Here is a 21,029-nt window from a genome sequence, read left to right as displayed (position 1 = left end):
CCCGTCCGGGCGTCGAAGCAGTAGGGCACGCCGCCGACGGAAACGGGGCCGCGCGCCAGCGCGCCGGAGCCAGTCGCGTAGTACCAGGTCCCGCCGTCGAGGACCCATCCGGTCGCCATGGCGCCGGACGAATTAAACCAGTACAGGGAGCCGTTGCACTCGTGAAGGCCGGTAGCCATGGCACCGCCCGCGTCGGGCTCGAGCCAGTACCAGGCGCCGCCGAGGTACAGCCATCCGGTATATGCCTTACCGTCAGAGTTTGCGTAATACCAGGCATTATCTTTTAACTGCCAATAATAGAGAGAAACATCTACATACGCATAATTCATATCAACGTTGCCGTTGATTCCAGGGACTTTTCCGTTGCTCTTATACTGCCAAATACTGTAATTACCGATGTAGTCACACTTTGAATTATATTGAGCGATCCAATGGTCCCAAGAGCTGCTCTTGAAAACAGAGTCGGTCAAAATGTTGTTAAACCAATTTAAATTTGCATAAATACCAGGCTCATATCCTGCGGCAGAAATCCTATTACAAAAAACCTGCGCCCTCGATGCAATTCCGGTTTGACGTCCATTTGCAATTATCGAATTATCCTCAAGATCGTAATACACCGGCAATCTTGGATTATGCCCAGAAAGGCAATTGATCACCATTGACGCCTCATCAGCTGCCTGCTGATTATCAAAAGCATATGAATAGATATAGACGCCGTAGGGAATTCCGAGTCGCTCGCACTCAGAAATATTTCGATTAAATTGATAGTCAACTCGACCGCCCCAAGATGGAGCGCCAAACCCAACACGCAGAATAGCGAAATCGATACCAGAAGCCTTAACAGCATTCCAGTCAATACGTCCTTGATGCTCACTGACATCGATGCCCTGCGCCGTAGCCCCATCGGGAAGAATGTCCATGGACAATAAGGCTATTCCATCTTCTTCGGAAGAAGCATCCTCTGCGACCAATTGCCCATCCTCATAACGCCAGGAATTCTCAACTAGGGACCGCGCAGCTTCCGCGTTCGAGGGGAAAACAAACACAGAAATGGGCGCAAGGACCATCAGCACCAACAATGCCGAAAATAACTTAAGATGTTTGCTCATGTAAACCTCGTCATTCGTTCTTGTTTGCGTTTAGCTTACAGCATGGCTGTGAAAGATTTCCGAACATCCAACTGGACAAGATGCCATCTGGGACGACAAATAACTGCACGCAATACCACAATGTAAACAAGAACTTCCCAGCAGGGTGAAACCAAGGACTCTTAGTCCCTACTCTTAGCCCCAAAGAATGCCGACATCAGTTAGCTTTCAAACCAGATGTCAAAAAGGTAGGGGGCCCAGAGAGTCCCCTACAACTCGGAATTCTAACGAATCAATATTACTTTCGATGGACTCAAAGCAGTCAAACCAGAAATACGGTTTCCATAACCGTCACTATGCCAAAACAAGTTTTCACTAGGCGTATTGCCCCAGAAAAAGCCAATGTGGCTATCGTCCGCATATGGGTTGTAAGGATTGAAGAACACAATGTCCCCCTTACGAGCCAAACCGCTACGTAACAACTCATCAATAGAGTTGAAATAAGTCACGTTTGCGCACGTATCGATAGCGTAGCCGTACCAACGATAAGCGTTAACGCAGCCGCCCCTTCCGGGACCTCCACTCCAAGGGGAATGGCTCTGCTCGGCGGCAATGGGAGCTAAATTACCGCCCGCTTTCATATATGCATGCGATACAAATCCGCCGCAGTTCATACCGGTATACCCGTCCCAACGAGGATCACCCTTTGGATACATGCATGTTTCTTGGCTAAGATGCGTATCGTAGCGTGTTCCACGGTAATAGCCGTCGTTTTCGTGGCTCATAAGCCAATTGACCAGACTGGACCTATTAACCCCCAAAACAGAGCCAGACGTATTCAACCATGCACCACTTGCATTGAAGTAATAGTCAACGCCATCGATTTTCAGCCACCCGTTAGCAAACATGGCACCCGAAGGCTGAAGCCAGTACCACGTACCGCCGTCATTGAGCCATCCGGTCTTCATCTTGTACGTGGAAGGATCCATCCAATACCACGCACCGTTAACATATTGCCAACCAGACTTAAGGACACCATTGGAAGATGCGTAATACCAAGTATTGCCGCTTTCGTCAGAAGCGTCTTTCGACATAATCCAACCAGATGCTACATTGACGGCACCGCTTGCATCCACATAGAAAACCGCATCTCCAATATGAATCGTACCTGGCAATGAAGACAAGTCGGCTCGATCAGCGACTACGGGAGATCCATCAGATGAAGTAGGCAACGGCTCGCTCAGTGCTCCAGACGAATTCGCCCATGCCATACCGTCGTTCAAGTTGATCCAGCACGAAGATGCCATTGCACCGGAATCATAAGAAAAATAGCGCGTGCTTCCTACCGCAAATTCACCAGTACGCATTGCGCCGGATACATCATCAAGGTAATACCAGGCGTTTCCGGACTTTATCCATCGCCCTCGTTGAATAGCTCCGTTTGATGCGGCGTAATACCAAGTACCATCAGCAAGTGCCCAGCCTGTTGCCATGGCACCTGAACTCGTAAGGAAATAGGTGGACGAGCCCACTTGCATAAAGCCCGTGAGCATAATATGGCTTCCTGGATCCAAGTAATACCAAGAATTCCCCAGAAGTAACCAGCCTCCATGCAGCAAGCCGTTGGAGTCAGCGTAATACCAGTTGTTGTCAATAAGCGCCCACTGGGAGGAGAGCATGGCCCCTGAACTGTTAAAGATATAAGGGGTGTCATTACATTCTTTTAGCCCGGTGGCCATAGAACCGTCTGCAGGATCAAGCCAGTACCAACGACCCCCATCCGAGAGCCAGCCCTTTACCAGGGCGCCAGAGCCTGAGAAATAGTGCCAAACGGAAGCATCAAGATGCCATCCGATAAGCATTGCGCCAGAAGAAGAGAATCCATACGTGGCTCCCCCGATCTGCAGCATCGAGTCGTGGACCATCTTGCCCTCATGATCCAGCCAATACCAGTTGCTGCCGTCTGAAAGCCAGCCTTTTACCATGGCGCCAGAGCCGGAGAAATAACGCCAAGCAGAAGTGGAGCCCGTAGAATCTAGGTACCAGCCGACACGCATTGCGCCCGAAGAGGAGAAGGCATACGTCGCACCCCCGACTTGAATCAACCCATCCTGAGCCATTCGACCTTCGTCGTCAAGCCAGTACCAGCTACCGTTTATATGTCTCCAAGAAGAAACAGCGATTGTTCCGTCGGACAAGCCCCAACGCCAAAAACCAGCCCCTTCTTCGGGTGATATCCACCCCTGATGCCAAATAATTTGATTCGAGACCTCAGAAGGGGTCCCATTATCCACCTGAGAGTTCTGCTCGACAGCGAAGGTCGATTCGCGCTGAGCATCAACGCCTGACTCGACAGAAGCAATAGTAACGTTAGATGCGGGACCTTCGTCAGTGTTATTCGAATCAAGGGCGTATAACATCGAGGACGAACCCAAAAGGAGCCCCAAAGAAACCAGGCCCGAAAAGACCAGCTCCCCGAATGAGCATTTCATCATAGCGGCACGGTATCCAATCACACAGCGACCCCGTCACCTCAGGGCAACGGGGCCTCAATCAAAACTAACTCAATAATGTGCTAGCCAATTTGCTGGCAGTTTTTGCACTCTCGTGAAGCGCCACGCCTCTGGGCCTCCTGAATAGAGATCTGCGAATAGCCCTTTGCGTCCTTGCCAACGGTACGGCACTTATGCGTATGGTAAACATCGCTTCCGTTCTTATACCAAACTAAACCGTAACCTGGAATCCACTTGCCGTCCTCGCCGACATAATAGGAGCCGACCCAGGCGTTCGTAGCCATGGCGCCGGAAGACTTAAGATAGTAGTCGCCGACCCAGGCGTCGTGGGTCATAGCGCCGGAACCGCTAAAGTAGTACCAGGCGCCGCCGACCTGACGCCAGCCGGTGGCCATCGCGCCGGAATCGTCGAACCAGTACCAAACTCCACCAACGTTGGCCCAAGAATTAGAGGCCATAGCGCCCGAACCTCCGAGCCAATACCACGTGCCGCCATTGCTGAGCCAGCCGGTTGCCATGGCGCCCGAACCGCTCGCATAGTACCAAGAGTCGCCTGCCAAGAACCAGCCAGTGGCCATTGCACCGGAGTCGCCGAACCAGTACCAGGAGCCGCCGAGGCTGCGCCAGCTGTTAGCGGCCATGGCGCCCGAGCCGTCGAGGTAGAACCACGTACCGCCGATGTTGAGCCAGCCAGTGACCATCGCACCGGATGCATTGGTGTAGTACCAAGTACCCGAATCGTTGATCCAGCCAGTCAGCATGACCCCAGATTCGTTGAAATAGTACCAAGTGCCGTCGAGATTATGCCAACCGGTTAATAGCTCACCGTCGGAGGTCGCATAGGACCACTTTCCGTAGATGGAGTCGTAGAACCAGCCACTATGCTGCATGCGGCCGTCGGCGTTGGCGCCAGGGGTGTTCAGGAAGTAGTTCTTGCCATCAATCTGAACTCGGCCGTATGCCATATCATGGCTTTCGGGATAGAAGTAATACTTGTCCCCACCGATAGACTGCCAGCCCGACACCGCGGTCCCGTCAGCGCCAAAATAGTACCAGACAGCTTCGTATTCGTTATGCCACTGGTTCGTGACCATGGCGCCAGTTTCGAGATCGAAATAGCGAAGGCTGCCGTCCTCGCACCGAACGAGTCCGGTCTGCATCAAACCATCTTTGTTGAAATAGTATGTACCTGCGGGACGTGATGTAACTCCAGAAGGATCGGTCCTCGAGGCGCTCTGATCAATAGAGTTTAAACCTACTAGAAAATCTCTGTGAGCAGTCCCCCCAGCATTACACTCGACGCTATACCGCGTAAGAGGGCCAGACATCGGTTCATTTTGAGTGCCGTTCCAACCGTCATATTCCCAGTAAGAAATCGGACGGTTATCGCCAACGCACCATTCCGTGGGCTCGTCTACCGAGGCGCTACCCCCTCCAACACCGCCAATAAGACCTGCTTTTGCGGTCAATGGAGCACAAGTAAGGCAGGCAGTTGCAAATGCGGCCAACCCGAAAGCCTTTAGCCCGCGCCATCTCCTTCGAACGTCTTTCATAGAACATCCTTTCCACGAATCCGGCGGAATCTATATGTTATTTTTAAACTAACAACTGGTGAATTCAAGCGTTTTCAAGTCTGAAACCGAAATATATATTTGACTAGCCCCATTCGCCTCCACATTCAAATATGGCTAGAGCCCCGCTCTCACCCGGGATAAGAAGGCCCGCCCAACAAAACGCTCAGGCAGGCCACAGCAACGAACAGAATGTAGTGACGACGATGGTCTAGCAAGACAACAGACATGGCCGCTCCGATCTACAAATCTCTCTTTCCCAGGATATTCGCGGCCATGCGTTTGCACGCCCGAAGGAGCCCAGACCTAAAAACGTCGTACTCAAACATGAGCCTCCTGCACGCACGGACGCTGGGCGCCTTGTTAGCACGCGCTGCGCGCACCATAGCAGCAACAGAAGGAGCACATCGCGCAAGCGCGGCATCGCTCCCCATAGCGGAACCAGCGAGCACCGTAGATACAGCGTCGAACACTTTGCCGCAGCCCGTACCCAGCAACCTTATTGCATCGTACAGCACCAAATCACACAGGAAGTATGCCAGGTCATCGACATGCTGCGTGTCAAGGCCATCTCGATGCCAGTCGGCCAACACCGCGGAATATATTTTCACATGCTCCAGCAGACGCGTCTCGTCGTCGTAGCGCATGGTGTCCATGAGCGAGCCCTTGCGCGCCACACGGTAGTCATACAATTTATTCGAAATCAGCGTTGTTTTTCGCGAACGACCATAGATCGCCATTTCGAAAACTTGATCTTCGCCATAGCAGATAGATTCATCAAACCGAATAGCGTTATTCGCCAGAAAATCACGTCTGCAGGCAGTCCGCCACACAAAGGGACGCGAATCCTCTTTAAATAATAATTCGAAACTATATCCATGAAAAGAAACGTCCCGCGGACTCAAAACCCGATTAAGCCACGGATACCCCGCCTCCAGCGGATACGGATTCGCGCCAAAGGTCAAAACGTCGCAGCCCTCGCGCTCAAAGGCATCGACGATCACGCGGCATGCATCGGGCGTAAAGCGATCGTCGGAATCCAAAAACGCGACGATAGGAGCCGTGGACGCGGCGATACCTGCATTACGCGCACTCGACAGGCCGCCGTTCTCCTTATCGACCAGCGTAAAGCGCGCGTCCTTTTCGCAATAGGTAGCCGCAATATCGCGCGAGCCGTCCGGCGAGCCGTCGTTGACCAGCACGCCTTCCCAATCGGGCATGTCCTGCGCAAGCAGGGAGTCCAGGCACCAGGCCAGGCACTCCTCCACGTTATAGATGGGAACGACAACGGAAATCTTGGGGGTAGCCATAGTCAAGTGCTCCTACTGTGCGACCGGAACGTCATCGGGGTGCGGATTATCACCGTAGGTGCGCTGATACGTCAGCACGCGCCAGACCAGCGGCAGCCCGCCAATCTTAAAGTAGTGCTTAAACGTATTGATCTTGCCCGGCTTTTTAAAGCCAAAGCGCGAATCGATATAGGCGCGGGGCGACTTGACCATCAGGCGCAAGTCGGTCTCGCCACGCGGATCGAACAGCGACAGGTCAAAGCGACCGGCATCCCAATCGGACTTGAGCTCGGGAGAGGCCTTCTCCCAAAACTGCTCGCGCAACTCATCGACCAGGCGCTCATCATTCCAACGGTACGTATCGACCTTCATGCGCATTAAAATGCCCTGAAGCTGAGCCTTGAGCTCGGGACGCTCGTCCAAAAAACGTTGCATCTCAGCATATTCGTCGCACACGCAAAACACCTTGTTGGGCGAATTAACTGAGCTCTTCTCGTTGTCTTGGCGATAGCACAAAATGGGGTCCGCAATAAACGCGGCACGCTCGGCGCATGCCCAGACCTTAAAGTTAAAACCCGCATCCTGATACGAAGCACCCGGCGTGGGAAGGAACCGAATCTGATTGTCGTTGAGGAACTCGCGCCGATAGATAGCCGACCAAATGGAAGGTTTGCGGTAGAAAATGCCCGGGCGATCGACGGGGCGATAAGCGGCGCCCGTCATATGCTCGTCGATGATCCCAAACAGCTCACGGCGTTCGCTGGGCGTGGACCAATACAGGTAAAAGTCGCCCTTTACCACATCGGCATGTTCAGCATCGGCCTTGGCGACCAGCTTTTGGAGCGAGTCCTCAAACATAAAGTCGTCGGACTCAAGGATGCCCACGTACTCGCCGCGAGCCATCTCCAGGCCGCGGTTCATCGAGTCGCCGTAGCCGCTGTTGGCTTTATCGATCATCTTTACACGGGGGTCGCGCTCCATGTACTCGCGGATGATATCCGGCGAGCTATCGGTGGAGCCGTCGTTGATACAGAGGATCTCGATGTCCTTGAGCGTCTGCGCCACGGCGGAATCGAGGCACTCGCGCAGATAGCGCTCGACATTGCAAATGGGGACAAGCAGCGAAACTTTAGGGGTATCAGAGTTCTGCAAGAGAACCTCCTGTTGAATAGCGTGTAACAGGGTTATTTTAGCAGCCGAGTTGCGGCGGGCGGCAGCGCTTGGAATTAGATAAAGCGCTCCAGGCAGGCTTTGAGACCGCGAGTCGAAAGATAGAACTGCGTGGCGTCTGCCATCGAAACGCCCGAGGTCGCCGCAACGAGCTTGTGGGCAACACGACGAACGGCACCCTTAGCAGGCATATCCGCCCACTCCGTTCCCAAAAACGTCGTGAGGTCCATGTTGACGCGAGCCGCCACGCGATGGAAGCCATCAGCATCCAAGCGCACCAGGTCGAACACAATGAGGTCCAAAAACCAAGTTATCAGCTCGCCGGGGCACAGGTCCAAAAGACCGTAGGCCGCCCAGCCCTCCAAGACCTCCTCGAGCATCCTCATGTGGGCGTCAAGCTTTTTGACGCGAGCCTCGGCACTGTTGAACTCATGCGTCGCCGATTCGCTCTCCATCACGTAGTGGTAGAACTTGTCCGGCATGACAACGGCCTTGCGGGCAAGCGCATAAGCCGCAAATTGGAAGACAACGTCCTCGCCCAAAGCCAAACCGGGGGCGAAGCGAATGCCTTCGCGATTGAGCAGCTCGCGCGAAAAAGCCGCACGGCAGGCGTAGGGCTGCGCATTCGCATGGAACAGCAACTGGGGATCACGGGCGCCGAAGGTACCGGCTTTGGGGCTCATGAGTTGTTGGACGCGTTTGGGGGCAGCATCGGCTGGTTCACAGACGCCGCCAAAAACGGAGACCTCGGCATCTGCAGGCTCCATGGCATGCAGCACGCGCTCGACCGTCTGGACATCGATGTAATCGTCGGCGTCCACAAAAAAGACGGTCTCGCCCTCGGCGGCATCGATACCGGCATTTCGAGCGCACGAGACGCCCGCGTTTTCCTGGTCAATAACCAGTACGCGATCGTCGGCCAGCTCGATCTGGCGCAACACGTTCAACGAATCATCGGTCGAACCGTCGTTGACGCAGACAACCTGAATCGAGCGCTCGGACTGGGCCAACAGCGAATCGACGCATCGCTGAATGGAGCGCGCAGAGTTGTAAACGGGGACGACAATGGTAGCTTTAGGACACGAGGCCTCTCCCATGCCGACCTACCCCCTCAGCGATTCGATGAGGAAGGCGGCGACCACGCCTGGGCCTCCAACCGAGGCGTAATACTTAGCACGCCCCAAGGCACCATCCGTCGCAAAACTCGGATGCTCGTCAACCCAGCCCTCAGGATCTTTGAGGATGGCAGCGAGATTTGCGCGCTTCCACGGCTTGAGATCGTCAAGCGAAAACTCCCCCGCGTCCAAGGCCGCTTGGAACTCCTTGGCCATCTGAACCAGGAACTCCTTATAGAACTTAGGCGCTAGACGCACGTAGTTCCACATGTACGAATCGTACTTAATGAGCTGATTGAACTTGAGCATGCGCGCGACGTCATCACTTGCGTGGTCACGGGCATAATCCTCTCGAATCCAACGCTCAATCTCGGCATACTCGGTATTGACGCAAAAGACTTTAGCCGAAGAATTGACCGAGGAATTCTCGTTGTCCTGGCGATACGACAACACGGCATCATGAAGGTAAACAGCCTTATCGGCGCACGCGATCACCTTAAAGGCGAATGACGTGTCCTGAAAGGATGCCCCCGGAGTCGGCAGGAACTTAATGCCGTTGCGCTCAAGAAAATCGCGACGGTACACGGCCGACCAAATCGACGGCTTTTGCTTAAAGAACTGCGTCGTATCGCTCGGGTGCACCGGCTTGCCACAGTCCTTGGCTTTAAACATCTCGTGCAGCGAACGGCGCTCCTCGGGCTTAGACCAGTAGAAATCAAAGTTCGCCTTCGCGAAGTCGGCATTATTGCTATCGGCGGCCGAGACAAGCTTTTCGAGTGCGTCGGACGCCATAAAGTCATCGGACTCCAAGATGCCCACGTACTTGCCGCGCGCCATCTCCAGACCGTGGTTCATCGAGTCGCCGTAGCCGCTGTTGGCCTTGTCGATCATCTTGACGCGCCTATCGTGCTCCATATACTCGCGAATAATCGCCGGCGAGTTGTCGGTCGACCCGTCGTTAATGCAGATGATCTCAATATCCTTGAGCGTCTGTGCCAGGGCGGAATCGAGACACTCGCGCAGGTAGCGCTGAACATTGTAAATGGGAATAAGCAGCGACAGAACAGGGCTGCCAGAGACGTTAGTAGACAAATGTGCTCCTTAGGAAATACCTGTCGTTTCATGGTATCAAAGGGTCAGCGCGCCAGCGGACGTTTATATAATCTATGGAGCCTCTTGCGGGCAAAGTAGCCGCACGTCATGCGGCGGGCCCGTGGCAGGTTCCTGCGTTTTATTCAAAGCTTGCCGTCAAGGTGCGCCGAGCCTTTACAATAGGACAGTCCCAAGGACGTATTCGATAGCTTCCGCGCAGCGCTCGCGCGCCGCGCGTGAAAGGATATATTGCCCCATGCCTTCAACCCTTCCCGCCCCCATCGATAAGCTCGCCATCGTTGTCGTCACGTACAAGCGCCAGGAACTCCTGGCCAACTTGTTCGACTCCATGACCGAGCTCACGGCAACGCCCTGGCGCATCGTGATTGTCGATAACGAGAATTCGCGCGAGACCGAGGCCATGTGCACCGCATTTAACGAGCGCCTCGCCAACCTGTGGGGCATCGACACCGACCAGCCCGATTCACAGGGTGGCACCGACCGCGTTATATACGCGCCGCAGCTTGAAAACGGTGGCGGCGCGGGTGGCTTCTCCGCCGGCACCAAATGCGCCTACGACCTGGGCGCCCAGTGGTTCTGGGTGATGGACGACGACGTGCTCGTCATCCCCGAAGGCATCGAGCGCTTGGCCAAGTGGACCGACTGTTACGACGTCATTCAGGGTTCGCGCCTGGACTTTGACGGCGGCGCCTTCTTTTGGCAGTACCAGCTCATCCTTTCGCTCGGCATCCCTAACCCCATCGCCAAGTGGGATTTGGGACCCGAGGGCTACCGCACCATGAACCAACTGTGCTTTGAAGGCGGCATGTTCTCGCGCCGCGTGGTCGACAAGATTGGCCTGCCCGACGCGCGCTTCTTTATCTACGGCGACGATGCCTGCTACGGCTACGTGGCCAGCCAGCACTTCCCCGCCGCCGTGGTTGCCGACGTGGTGCTCAAGCGCGCCCGCGCCGTCTCTAACTGGGATATCGCCGGCAAGCGCCAGCTCAACTCCACGAGCGATACCAACCGCTACTACATCATGCGCAACCGCGGTTATCTGGCACGCTACATGCAGATTTACGGCGACTACCACCCCGTGCTGTTCCGTCTGGGCAACGCCGCGACCTTCTGCAAGGAGTTCATTCGTCTGGCAGCAGTCGACAAATGCTTTAAGACCGGCATTCCGGCGCTGCGTCGCGGCATGAAGGACGCCCGCAAGATCGTTAAGGATCCCAACTGGAAGCCCATGCCGCCCCTGAAGGACGCCGAGTAGTAAAGGGCTTTCGCCCGCCGCTACAGTCGTTGACACACCACGGACACACGCTGACCGTCAAAACCAAAGCCCCAACGCATGCGCCCGACGGCGGGGCGCGGCACGCGGATATCATCGATGCCGTCGCGCTCTATGTCGAGCAGCGCCTGAACCGCTAACAGTTCCAGGCCCAGGGCATCGACGCCAGGGTCATACAACATGTTGATCGTAATGAGCGGTCGCTCATCGAGCATGCCGAGCGTGTCGGCCACGTCAAACACCCGACCGGTGGGAATCACCTGGATATCCCAGCGATCCGAGACGCCACTTCGCTTGGAGCTGGGATTGCAATAGCCGGACAGTCCAAAGCAAAGCCCCTGCAGCGCCAGATGATAGGCTGTCGGCATATCTGATTTGTCCACATCGATGCCCAGATCGCCGATAGCACAGCTCAAAGCTTGCTTTACAGCGTCCTCGCCTCCTCGACACAACCCGTCATGGAACGAGTCGATAACTCCAACGTCCTCAACGGCGCACTCAAACCATTCCAGAATTACAAGACGGAGCGCCTGACGCACTTCGTTGTTAGGCAGGCGCAGGGAACGAAGGCACGCGCCGTCCTCCGAATGCCCTGTCATGTCCGTCGTAAGAAATCCAGACAGATACAGCGCAGTCCAGATATCTTCGGGCTTGGCGGCATCGACCTCCTCGGCATGCACATGCACTGGCGCCTCAATAAACCCATGCGGCTCAACCAAATCGAACAATGCGGACAGGCGCATGAGATTCCAGTCACCGACGCATGCGCTCAGACGGTCGGCGTAACCATACAGATCCGCCCGAACGGGCGCGACGCAATCGCGCTGTGCGTAGTCCACCACGCGCTCCGGGCTCGAGCAATAAAAACCACCAAACAGATAGCCCTCGAGCCACTCACGCGCGTCATCCAGACAGCCGTTGCGACCGATGCAATCCAACAGCACTTGGACTTCGTCGTCCGAAAAACCGAACCATCGATCACACCAACTCGACAACGCTGTCGCCGACCGATAGGAAACCCCACGTTGGGACAACGCAAACTCGGCATGACCGGGGCGCTCGCCCATCAGACACGTCAATCGCAACGAGTCGCCGGCATCGGCAATGGTGTCGAACAACATTCGGCTGAGCGACTCTAGGGAATCCACGCTACCGTCGTCCTTAGCGTCCAAACGCTTTGGACATACCGCGTCGTAGTCGTCTATCAGAAGAACAACCTGCTCATCGAAAGCTGCCTGGAGCAGCTTGATAAGCACGCCAAGCGCCGCATCGATCTCCTTATCGCTGGCCACCCCACGCGCCGCCCTCTCGATAAGACGGACTTCACGTCTTGACAGATCAGGTGCGGCAAGCAGCGGCAGCAATCGGGCGCACTCGTTCGCGACAGCGCTGCGAATAGCCGCCGCAGCATCGGCGTCGCGCCCCGCAGCGGCAGCTGAAAAGTCGAGCGTGATGATCGGATAACACGCGTACTCATCACGATAGTGACCGCCGCCCGCCTGCCAAATCTGGGAGCCGACGAACGGGCTTCGATCCGGCCGCCGGTGATCAGGTCGTTCCAAATAGCATTTGAGCATCGATAGATTCATGCTCTTGCCAAAACCCTTGGGCCGACAGCAAACCGCAACAGGTGCTTCGCTGTCCAATATATCGGCAATAAACATAGTCTTATCGACGAGTAAACACCGATTGATTGCATCGGAAAAGTCGTGTACATCAACCGGCAGAGCTGCGTTATCCGCATAACTGAGCAACCGTGCGCCAAACGCATGAGCAACACCATAATTCGCCTGTTCAGACACCGTAAACTCTCCTTCTAACGCAGCACGATGCCCATTGTAGCGAGCGGGTAGAGCGCAACAATATCGACATGCAAACGTTTCGGGCAACGGTAGCAGCAGACCCCCGAGGGGGCATAACAAATCGTTGCACAACAAAAACGGGGCCCGATGCCGCCGCACCGGACCCCGTCCCAAACTCTTATAGAAAACGATCTAGAAGATTACTCCTCCGAGCCGTCCTCCCCAGAAGCCTTCTTCTGCTGATCGAGCTTATGCTTACCACTTACGATAGACGTAGCGCCCAGTGTGGCCAAGCTCGCGCTGGCAAGGCTCGCCATCACAATCAGATCGCCCGTCTTGGGCATGTTGCCGCCCGAGGACTTGGTCGTTGTAGTCGTCGTGGTCGTGGTGGTCACCGTTTTGGAGTCATTTTGCTCTTGGACCTGGTTGTCAGCACCGCTCTTGTCGTCGTCTTCGGACTGTTTCTTTTCGCCCTCGGCCTTGCTCTTGTCCTTCTCCTCAGATTCAGACTTCTTATCCTCGTCCTTCTTCTGTTCGGACTTGTCGCTCTTCTCCTCAGAGCTAGAACCCTTATCGGATTCGGTCTTCTCGGAAGCCTTGTCCTTGGAGTCGCCCTTTGCGGCTTCGATCTTTTCCGTGGAAACCTGATCAGAGTTGCCCTTGTTCTGGGTCGAGCCGTTATTGACGCCAGCCATCAGCGAAGAGCCCAGCGTAGAGCCAAGCTGCTCGGAGAAAGAAGGCTTCTTGTCCGGCGAAGCAACGGGAACGTCCGGCGCCTTATTCGAGTCATCCTTGGAAGCATCGGAACCAGGGGTTGCGTCAGAGCCGGAGCCGTTGTTAGAGCCGGTGCCAACGGACGAATCGCTCGAGCCGGTGGATGAGTTAGAGGTGCCAGCGCCGGTCGAACCAGAAGCGTCGCTGTCCGTATTGCCGGCAGAGCTTGAAGACGAATCGCCCGCAGCAGAGCCGTTTGAATCGGAACCGTTCGAGGTAGAGCCGTTGTTGGTAGTGCCACCAGCAGAGCCATCACCGTCAGCACCGGTCGAGGGCGCATCCATCCTGTCATCGTTGGCATCGTCGCTCGAGTCGTCATTCGAATCAGGCGTCGGCGAGGGCGCCGGCGTAGGTTCGGGCTGCACGGGCGTCGCAGCGGCCTCGTCCTCGGCGATATAAACCAAGCAGTCCTTCAGCTCATTGCGGTAGCGGTTCTTCCAGCCCTCATGATACTGGGGCTGGCTCGAATACTTGGTCGCCACGTTATTGACCACACTGTTGGAAAGCGCCGTCACAAACTCGCGGTCGGACATATCGTTGGAGAGATTCGCCCAACGGAAGAAGTCCCTGCAGCCACCGGTGCCGCACATGTTGGTGATGCTCCACACCATGCCCTTAACGCAATCGGCACGGCCCGAAATATCAATGCCCAGGCCACTCTTGAGCCACGCCTCGGTCACCGCATAGTACGAGTTGTACGCATAGGCATCTTGAAGAGCTGAGAACTCAACAGGATCGATGTTATAAGCGCCCTGGAAGGCCTCCTGCGCAATACGGCCCAACTCGGTGAGCTGGCCGTTCTCGTACATGGCATTGCTCATGTTGGAAATCTCGCTGCCGCGATCAATCGCATCCTTGAGCATGCTGTATTTTTCGGGGTTGTAGTTGTAGGCCTGCTTCATAAACGGAATGAGCGACCAACGACGGTCGAACTGGTAATAACCCAGCGCGTTATAACCGTCACCGTACGAAAAGCCCTGGTTATAGTTGCCGTGACTCTCATATTTGGTGAAGTACTTCATCTCGGGAGTCACGTTAACAAACGAAACGCCCTGGACCGACCTCAGCACGCCCGAAAAGGACTGCTGGGTATAGAGACCCTTATCGATATCGGTCGCATCCGAGGCAACGCCCGGCGTGGGCTCCTCGGCAGCGGCGGGTGCCGGCGCGGAAACGGCGCCAAACGAAAGCGCCAGCGTCAGGCCCGCGACAATCGCAGAATGCTTGGGCTGCATAAGATCCTCCCTGCATTGGTGTAGTTAAAGTGCAGTTTGCAAAGATAAAAATAAGTATTGCAGCTCGCCCGTTGTTGCACAACAACCCCTCGGTAAACGGCAACAACCCTCCGCGAAATCTTAAGGAATTGCGCTCGACCTACAGCTTGATGTCAAAGTTAATCTCGGGGACGGCAGCAAGGTCGGCCAGTGTTACGCCGTCGACGTACTTTTCGATCACGTCGTCCAGACCGCGCCAGAACTTGACGGTCGAGCACAAATCGCTGCGGGTGCAGCTGTTGTCGATGCCGTCGCACGCCACGGGCGCCGTGCTGCCCTCGACAGCGCGCAGGATGTCGCCAGCACGCACCTCGGCGGGGTCCTTGGCCATCAAGTAGCCACCGCCTTTGCCGCGCACGCTCTTAAGCAGGCCCGCCTTCATAAGCGGACGAACCAGCTGCTCCAAATACTTTTGCGAGATATGCTCGCGGTCGGCAACCTCGCGCAAAGCAATCTTGCCCTCGGCGTCACCCAGCGCCGCGATATAGATCATTAACCGGAGGGCATAGCGGCCCTTAGAAGAAATGAGCATACCTACCCTCCCATCGCATCTGGGACAACATAACCAGGTTTGTTTGTCCCAAATCTTAAGTAAGTGGGACAAACACAACAGGTTATTTTGTCCCAGAATTTGAAAAGTCGAGTGGATTAGTCGGGTTTTCCCTTGACTAACGCCGAACCCATAGTAACTTTATTCCGAGAAGATTCCTAGGGTTTAGTACACCTATGAGTACACCATATACAGAGAGGGACAGCATGAGCGCAAATCCGCTGCTTTCCATCGAAGGTCTGACCGCCTCCGTGGACGAGAAGACCATCCTCCACAACGTCAACCTCAACGTCGCCGCCGGCGAGACCCACGTGCTGATGGGCCCCAACGGCGCCGGCAAGTCCACCCTCGGCCACCTGGTCATGGGCGACCCCGTCTACACGGTCAACGACGGCCACATCGTCTTTGACGGCCAGGACATCACCGAGCTCAGCACCGACAAGCGTTCGCGCGCCGGCCTGTTCCTGAGCTTCCAGGCCCCGGTCGAGATCCCTGGCGTGCCGCTGTCGAGCTTTTTGCGCGCCAGCATTGCCGGCCGCCCCGGCCTGGAGATGAAGGGCAAGGAGTTCCGCCGTCGCGTCAAGGAGCTCGCGGCCGAGCTCAACATGGATACCGCCTACCTCAACCGCGAGCTGGGCGTAGGCTTCTCGGGCGGCGAGAAGAAGAAGGTCGAGATGCTCCAGCTCCTGTTGCTGCAGCCCAAGCTCGCCATCCTCGACGAGACCGACTCGGGCCTGGACGTCGACGCGCTTTCCACCGTCAGCCACGGCATGGACGCCTACCGCAAGAGCTGCGACGGTTCCATGCTCATCATCACGCATAATACGCGCATCCTGGAGCACTTGGATGTAGACCGTGTCCACGTTATGGTCAAGGGCCACATCGTGCGCGAGGACGACGCCTCGCTCATCCCCTGGATCGACAAGAACGGCTTTGAGACCTTCGAGCGCGAGGCCGCCGAGCAGCGCGCCCAGGCCGAGGCCGCCGCTGCCGGGCAGCAGGCGTAAAGGGGCGACGCAATGACCAAGAACCGCACCGAGGTCGCGGACATCGACCGCAGCCTCTACGACTTCACCTATGGCGAGGAGGGATTCGAGCGCCTCGACGCCGGCATCACGCCCGACATCGTGCGCGAGATCAGCGCCAAAAAGGACGAGCCGCAGTGGATGCTCGACCTGCGCTTAAAGTCCCTCGAGATCTTCAACCGTTTTCCCGACCCGACGTGGGGCCCCTCCATCGAGGGCCTGGACATGGACAACATCGTCACCTACGTCAAGCCCAACACCGACCAAAAGCACGACTGGGAGTCGGTGCCCGACGACATCAAGAACACCTTTGAGCGCTTGGGCATCCCCGAGGCCGAGCGCAGCTATCTGGCGGGCGTCGGCGCACAGTACGACTCCGAGCTGGTCTACCACAACATGCAGGACACGGCGTCCAAGATGGGTATCGTCTACTCCGGCATCGAGGAGGCCCTGCACGATCCGCAGTGGGAGCCGCTCATCCACGAGAAGTTCATGACGCTCATCCCGCCCACCGACCACAAGTTTGCGGCCCTGCACGGCGCCGTATGGTCGGGCGGCTCGTTTGTCTACGTGCCCAAGGGCACCAAGCTCGACTTCCCGCTGCAGAGCTACTTCCGCCTCAACGCCAAGGGTGCCGGCCAGTTTGAGCACACGCTCATCATCGTCGAGGACGATGCCGACCTGCACTTCATTGAGGGTTGCTCCGCGCCCAAGTACAACGTGGCCAACCTCCACGCTGGCGCCGTGGAGCTCTTTGTGGGCAAGCGTGCGCACCTGCGCTACTCGACCATCGAGAACTGGTCCAAGAATATGTACAACCTCAACACCAAGCGTGCGCGCGTGGACGAGGACGGCGACATCGAATGGATCAGCGGCTCCTTCGGCAGCCACGTAGGTTACCTCTATCCCATGAGCGTGCTCAACGGCCGCCGCGCCCGCTCGAGCTTTACCGGCATCACCTTCGCCGGCGCCGGGCAGAACCTCGACACCGGCTGCAAGGTCGTGCTCAACGCGCCCGAGACCTCGGCGACCGTCGAGACCAAGGGCATCTCCAAGAGCGGCGGCATCCAGACCTTCCGCAGCTCCATCGTGGCGACACCCAAGGCCGAGGGCTCCAAGGCAACCGTGAGCTGTCAGTCGCTCATGCTCGATGACCAGAGCCGCTCCGACACCATCCCCGCTATGGACATCCGCGCCAAGAACGTCGATATCGGCCACGAGGCCACCATCGGACGCATCGGCGACGACAAGGTGTTCTACCTGATGAGCCGCGGCATCTCGGAGGAAGAGGCCCGCACCATGATCGTCAACGGCTTTGCCAACCCGGTCTCCAAGGAGCTGCCGCTGGAGTACGCCGTCGAGATGAACAACCTGATCAAGCTCGAGATGGAAGGAGCGATCGGATAATGAAACAGACCACGAACACCGCTGCTACCACCCTTGAGCAGGTCAATGCGATGCCGGCTGCCACTTGGGGTTGGCTCAAGATGAACCAGACTAAGCTTGAGCTTTCGGACGAGCTTGCCGTCGCTCCTGCCGAGGCCGTCGAGGTCGAGGGCTTGGACGAGCAGTTCCGCGGTGCTGCCGACGCCTTCGACACCGCCATGGAAGCCATGGCCGAGCGCTTCCCCGAGCGCCGTACCGCTGCCCCCGGTGATGCCGCCGACCGCGCCCGTATCACGCCCGAGACCGAGCTCGACGTGCCCGCCACCTCTGTCTACCAGGTCGGCGCCATCAAGCTCGAAGAGGAGCTCTCCCCCGCCGAGGCCTTCGAAACCGGCATGGGCGAGGCTGCATACGCCTACATGGCCGAGCACGCTACCAAGCGCATCGTCATCGATATGCCTGCGTACCAGCACGCCACGGTTACCGTGCGCGTAAGCGGCGACGACGCGGCGGCTGCGATTGCCGCCATCGACGTCGTCGCCCGCCCGCAGGCAACGCTTGACCTGCATATCGCCTTAGACTCGCCCGCCGAGGGCGAGGGCGTCGTGGGCTCTGTGCTACGCGTGTGCGCCCACGAGTACGCCACCGTCAACGTGACCTGCACGCAGACGCTCGACGACAGCTGGATTGCGCTCGACGACACCGGGCTGTTCCTAGACGAGGGCGCGCGCGTCAACGTGCAGCATACCGTGCTGGGCGCCGGCGCCAGCGCCACCGGCCTTGCCAGCGACCTGCTGGGCGACACTGCCAAGGTTACGATCGATACCGATTACCTGGGCGCCCGCGAGCAGGTGCGCGACTTTAACTACGAGCTGCGCCACCGCGGTCGCAAGACCGAGTGCGAAATCGACGCCAACGGCGTGCTGACCGGCACGTCCAAGAAGGTCTACCGCGGCACCATCGACCTCGTGCACGGCTGCAAGGGTGCCGTCGGCACCGAACGCGAAACCGTGCTGCTGGCCAACAAGGGCGTCGACAACAAGACCGTTCCCGTCATCCTCTGCGACGAGGACGACGTCGCCGGCAACCACGGCGCCACCATCGGCCACGTCCGCGACGAGCAGCTGTTCTATCTCGCCTGCCGCGGCCTTGACCAAAACGCCGCCGAGGACCTGTTCATCCGCGCCAAGCTGGAGGACGCCGCGCTTTCCGCCACCGACGAGCGCACCCGCGCCGCCGTCGTCCGCCTGGGAAACAACCTGATCGACAACTTTGAAGAGGAGCTCGCATGATCGACACCGAGCACGTTAAATGCGACACCTGCACTGCCCCCGAGCCCATGGAGCTCGACGCCAGCGACGAGGCTTCGCGCGGCTGGCCCACCGTGGACATCGAGACCAACCCCTACAAGGGCCAGTTCCCGCTGTTCCAGCAGCACCCCGAGATCGCCTTCCTCGATAGCGCCGCCACCGCGCAGCGCCCTGCCTGTGTGCTCGACGCCGAGCGCGACTTCTACCAGCGCATGAACGCCAACCCCCTGCGCGGACTGTACTCGCTGTCCGTCGAGGCCACCGACGCCATCGCGAAGGTCCGCCAGCAGATCGCCGACCTCATCGGCGCCCCACAGGCCAACGAGGTCGTCTTCACCCGCAACACGAGCGAGTCGCTCAACCTGGTCGCCAAGAGCTTTGCGCCCACAGTGCTCGAACCGGGCGACGAGGTCGTCATCACCATCATGGAGCACCACTCGAACCTGATTCCGTGGCAGCAGGTCTGCCGCGAGACCGGCGCCAAGCTCGTCTACCTCTACCCCACCAAGACCGGCCAGCTCACCACCGAGGAGGTTCTTGCAAAGGTGGGTCCCAAGACCAAAATCCTGGCCGTGGGACAGGTCTCCAACGTGCTGGGCGTCGAGAACCCGGTCAAGAACCTCGGCAAGCTCGTGCACAAGTACGGCGGCTACCTGGTCGTCGACGGTGCGCAGTCGCTGCCGCACATGCCGGTCGATGTGGCCGACCTGGGCGCCGACTTCTTTGCCTTTAGCGCGCACAAGGCCATGGGCCCCATGGGCATCGGCGTGCTGTGGGGCAAGATGGACCTGCTCAACGCCATGCCGCCCATGCTCACCGGCGGCGAGATGATCGATTCGGTCACCGAGCAGGACGCCGTCTGGGCTCCTGTCCCCGAGAAGTTCGAGGCGGGTACGCAGGACGCCGCCGGCATCTTCGCCACGGGTGCGGCACTCGACTACCTGGTCAACACGGTGGGTTACGAGAACATCCAGACCCGCGAGCAGGCACTCGTCCACTATCTGATGGGCGAACTCATGCAGCTCGACTTTGTCCAGATCATCGGCTCCATCTATTGGGACAACCACCACGGCGTTGTGAGCTTTAACGTCAAGGGCATCCACCCGCACGACGTCGCGAGCATCATGGACATGGACGGCGTCTGCATCCGCGCCGGCCACCACTGCGCGCAGCCACTGCTCACCTGGCTGGGCGTCGAGAACCTTGCCTGCTGCCGCGCCAGCGTGGCCTTCTACAACGACAAGGCCGACATCGACAAGTTCATCGCCGGCCTGCATCACGTTTGGAGCACGTTCAATGGGTAATCTGTACACCTCCACCACATTTATGGAGCACAACTCGCACCCCGACTATAAGTACGAGATGGATGCTCCCACGCACGAGCACGACGGCATCAACCCTAGCTGCGGAGACGAGCTCACCTTGCAGCTGCGTGTCGAGAACAACGTGATCGAGGAGGCCTCCTTTACCGGTCACGGCTGCGCCATCAGCCAGGCCAGTGCCGACATCATGGCCGACCTCATCACCGGCGAGACCGTCGAGGAAGCTCGCCACCTGGCAGAGCTCTTCCTCGCCATGATCCGCGGCGAGAAGCTCTCCGAGGAGGACCTGGAAGACCTGGACGAAGCCGCCCAGCTCCAGGACATCTCGCACATGCCCGCCCGCGTCAAATGCGCCGAGCTCGCCTGGCGCACCCTCGACGGCATGCTCACGGGACAAAATAATCAGTAGTATTTGTCCCAAATCTTAAGAATTTTATTGGCCGAATCGCTTGAC

General features: G+C 57.5%; 16 protein-coding genes. 6 read left to right on the top strand and 10 right to left on the bottom strand.

Translation table 11 applies throughout. The features are described 5' to 3' along the window. The 7 genes from DXC18_RS07670 to DXC18_RS07640 all read right to left on the bottom strand — a co-directional run. A partial coding sequence (locus DXC18_RS07670) for a glycoside hydrolase family 25 protein (RefSeq protein ID WP_304485481.1) occupies positions 1–1,109 on the bottom strand: 1,109 nt, incomplete at its 3' end. Between the two features lie 263 nt (positions 1,110–1,372). Continuing rightward, positions 1,373–3,604, bottom strand: coding sequence for an N-acetylmuramoyl-L-alanine amidase family protein (locus DXC18_RS07665; protein WP_147330263.1), 2,232 nt, complete (start codon positions 3,602–3,604; stop codon positions 1,373–1,375). Between the two features lie 59 nt (positions 3,605–3,663). Further along, entirely contained in the window at positions 3,664–4,929 is a 1,266-nt protein-coding gene (locus DXC18_RS07660; protein WP_255413461.1) for a hypothetical protein, read from the bottom strand. Positions 4,930–5,414: 485 nt separating this feature from the next. Next, on the bottom strand, positions 5,415–6,482 hold the full coding sequence (locus tag DXC18_RS07655; protein WP_117716837.1) for a glycosyltransferase: 1,068 nt from the start codon (positions 6,480–6,482) through the stop codon (positions 5,415–5,417). A 12-nt stretch (positions 6,483–6,494) separates the two neighbouring features. Further along, on the bottom strand, positions 6,495–7,613 hold the full coding sequence (locus DXC18_RS07650; protein ID WP_158552044.1) for a glycosyltransferase family 2 protein: 1,119 nt from the start codon (positions 7,611–7,613) through the stop codon (positions 6,495–6,497). Positions 7,614–7,687: 74 nt separating this feature from the next. Further along, a complete protein-coding gene (locus tag DXC18_RS07645; protein WP_117716835.1) occupies positions 7,688–8,728 on the bottom strand; it encodes a glycosyltransferase in 1,041 nt (346 codons plus the stop codon). Between the two features lie 6 nt (positions 8,729–8,734). Continuing rightward, positions 8,735–9,838, bottom strand: a complete 1,104-nt coding sequence (locus DXC18_RS07640; protein WP_117716834.1) for a glycosyltransferase — start codon at positions 9,836–9,838, stop codon at positions 8,735–8,737. Between the two features lie 256 nt (positions 9,839–10,094). Here DXC18_RS07640 and DXC18_RS07635 point away from each other — a divergent pair, with 256 nt between their 5' ends. After that, a complete protein-coding gene (locus tag DXC18_RS07635; RefSeq protein ID WP_117716833.1) occupies positions 10,095–11,114 on the top strand; it encodes a glycosyltransferase in 1,020 nt (339 codons plus the stop codon). A 20-nt stretch (positions 11,115–11,134) separates the two neighbouring features. Here the strand turns inward: DXC18_RS07635 and DXC18_RS07630 are convergent, their stop codons facing one another. From DXC18_RS07630 to DXC18_RS07620, 3 genes are all read right to left on the bottom strand, one after another. Then, positions 11,135–12,934, bottom strand: a complete 1,800-nt coding sequence (locus DXC18_RS07630; RefSeq protein ID WP_158552041.1) for an AAA family ATPase — start codon at positions 12,932–12,934, stop codon at positions 11,135–11,137. A gap of 200 nt (positions 12,935–13,134) precedes the next feature. Then, a complete protein-coding gene (locus tag DXC18_RS10470) occupies positions 13,135–14,943 on the bottom strand; it encodes a hypothetical protein (protein WP_158552038.1) in 1,809 nt (602 codons plus the stop codon). 139 nt (positions 14,944–15,082) lie between these two features. Beyond that, positions 15,083–15,514, bottom strand: coding sequence for an Rrf2 family transcriptional regulator (locus DXC18_RS07620; protein WP_117716831.1), 432 nt, complete (start codon positions 15,512–15,514; stop codon positions 15,083–15,085). A gap of 224 nt (positions 15,515–15,738) precedes the next feature. Between DXC18_RS07620 and sufC the strand changes: the two genes are divergently transcribed. Genes sufC through sufU form a run of 5 tightly spaced genes read left to right on the top strand, consistent with a single transcriptional unit; the run spans position 15,739 to position 20,984 of the window. Next, complete coding sequence (gene sufC, locus DXC18_RS07615; protein WP_117583736.1) at positions 15,739–16,539, top strand: Fe-S cluster assembly ATPase SufC; 801 nt, start codon at positions 15,739–15,741, stop codon at positions 16,537–16,539. Between the two features lie 12 nt (positions 16,540–16,551). Continuing rightward, positions 16,552–17,964, top strand: coding sequence for a Fe-S cluster assembly protein SufB (gene sufB, locus DXC18_RS07610; protein ID WP_022094821.1), 1,413 nt, complete (start codon positions 16,552–16,554; stop codon positions 17,962–17,964). Beyond that, entirely contained in the window at positions 17,964–19,235 is a 1,272-nt protein-coding gene (locus tag DXC18_RS07605; protein ID WP_117716830.1) for a SufD family Fe-S cluster assembly protein, read from the top strand. Before sufB ends, DXC18_RS07605 begins: the two co-directional genes overlap by 1 nt. Further along, positions 19,232–20,557, top strand: coding sequence for an aminotransferase class V-fold PLP-dependent enzyme (locus DXC18_RS07600; protein WP_199412243.1), 1,326 nt, complete (start codon positions 19,232–19,234; stop codon positions 20,555–20,557). The genes DXC18_RS07605 and DXC18_RS07600 overlap by 4 nt, the downstream gene beginning before the upstream one ends. After that, positions 20,550–20,984, top strand: coding sequence for a Fe-S cluster assembly sulfur transfer protein SufU (gene sufU, locus DXC18_RS07595; protein ID WP_117563904.1), 435 nt, complete (start codon positions 20,550–20,552; stop codon positions 20,982–20,984). Before DXC18_RS07600 ends, sufU begins: the two co-directional genes overlap by 8 nt. Positions 20,985–21,029: the final 45 nt, after the last annotated feature.

Source organism: Collinsella sp. OM08-14AT (assembly GCF_003438115.1).
GTDB lineage: Bacteria > Actinomycetota > Coriobacteriia > Coriobacteriales > Coriobacteriaceae > Collinsella.
Note: the sequence above shows the minus strand (reverse complement) of the source record. Positions and strands in the feature narration are given on the sequence as shown.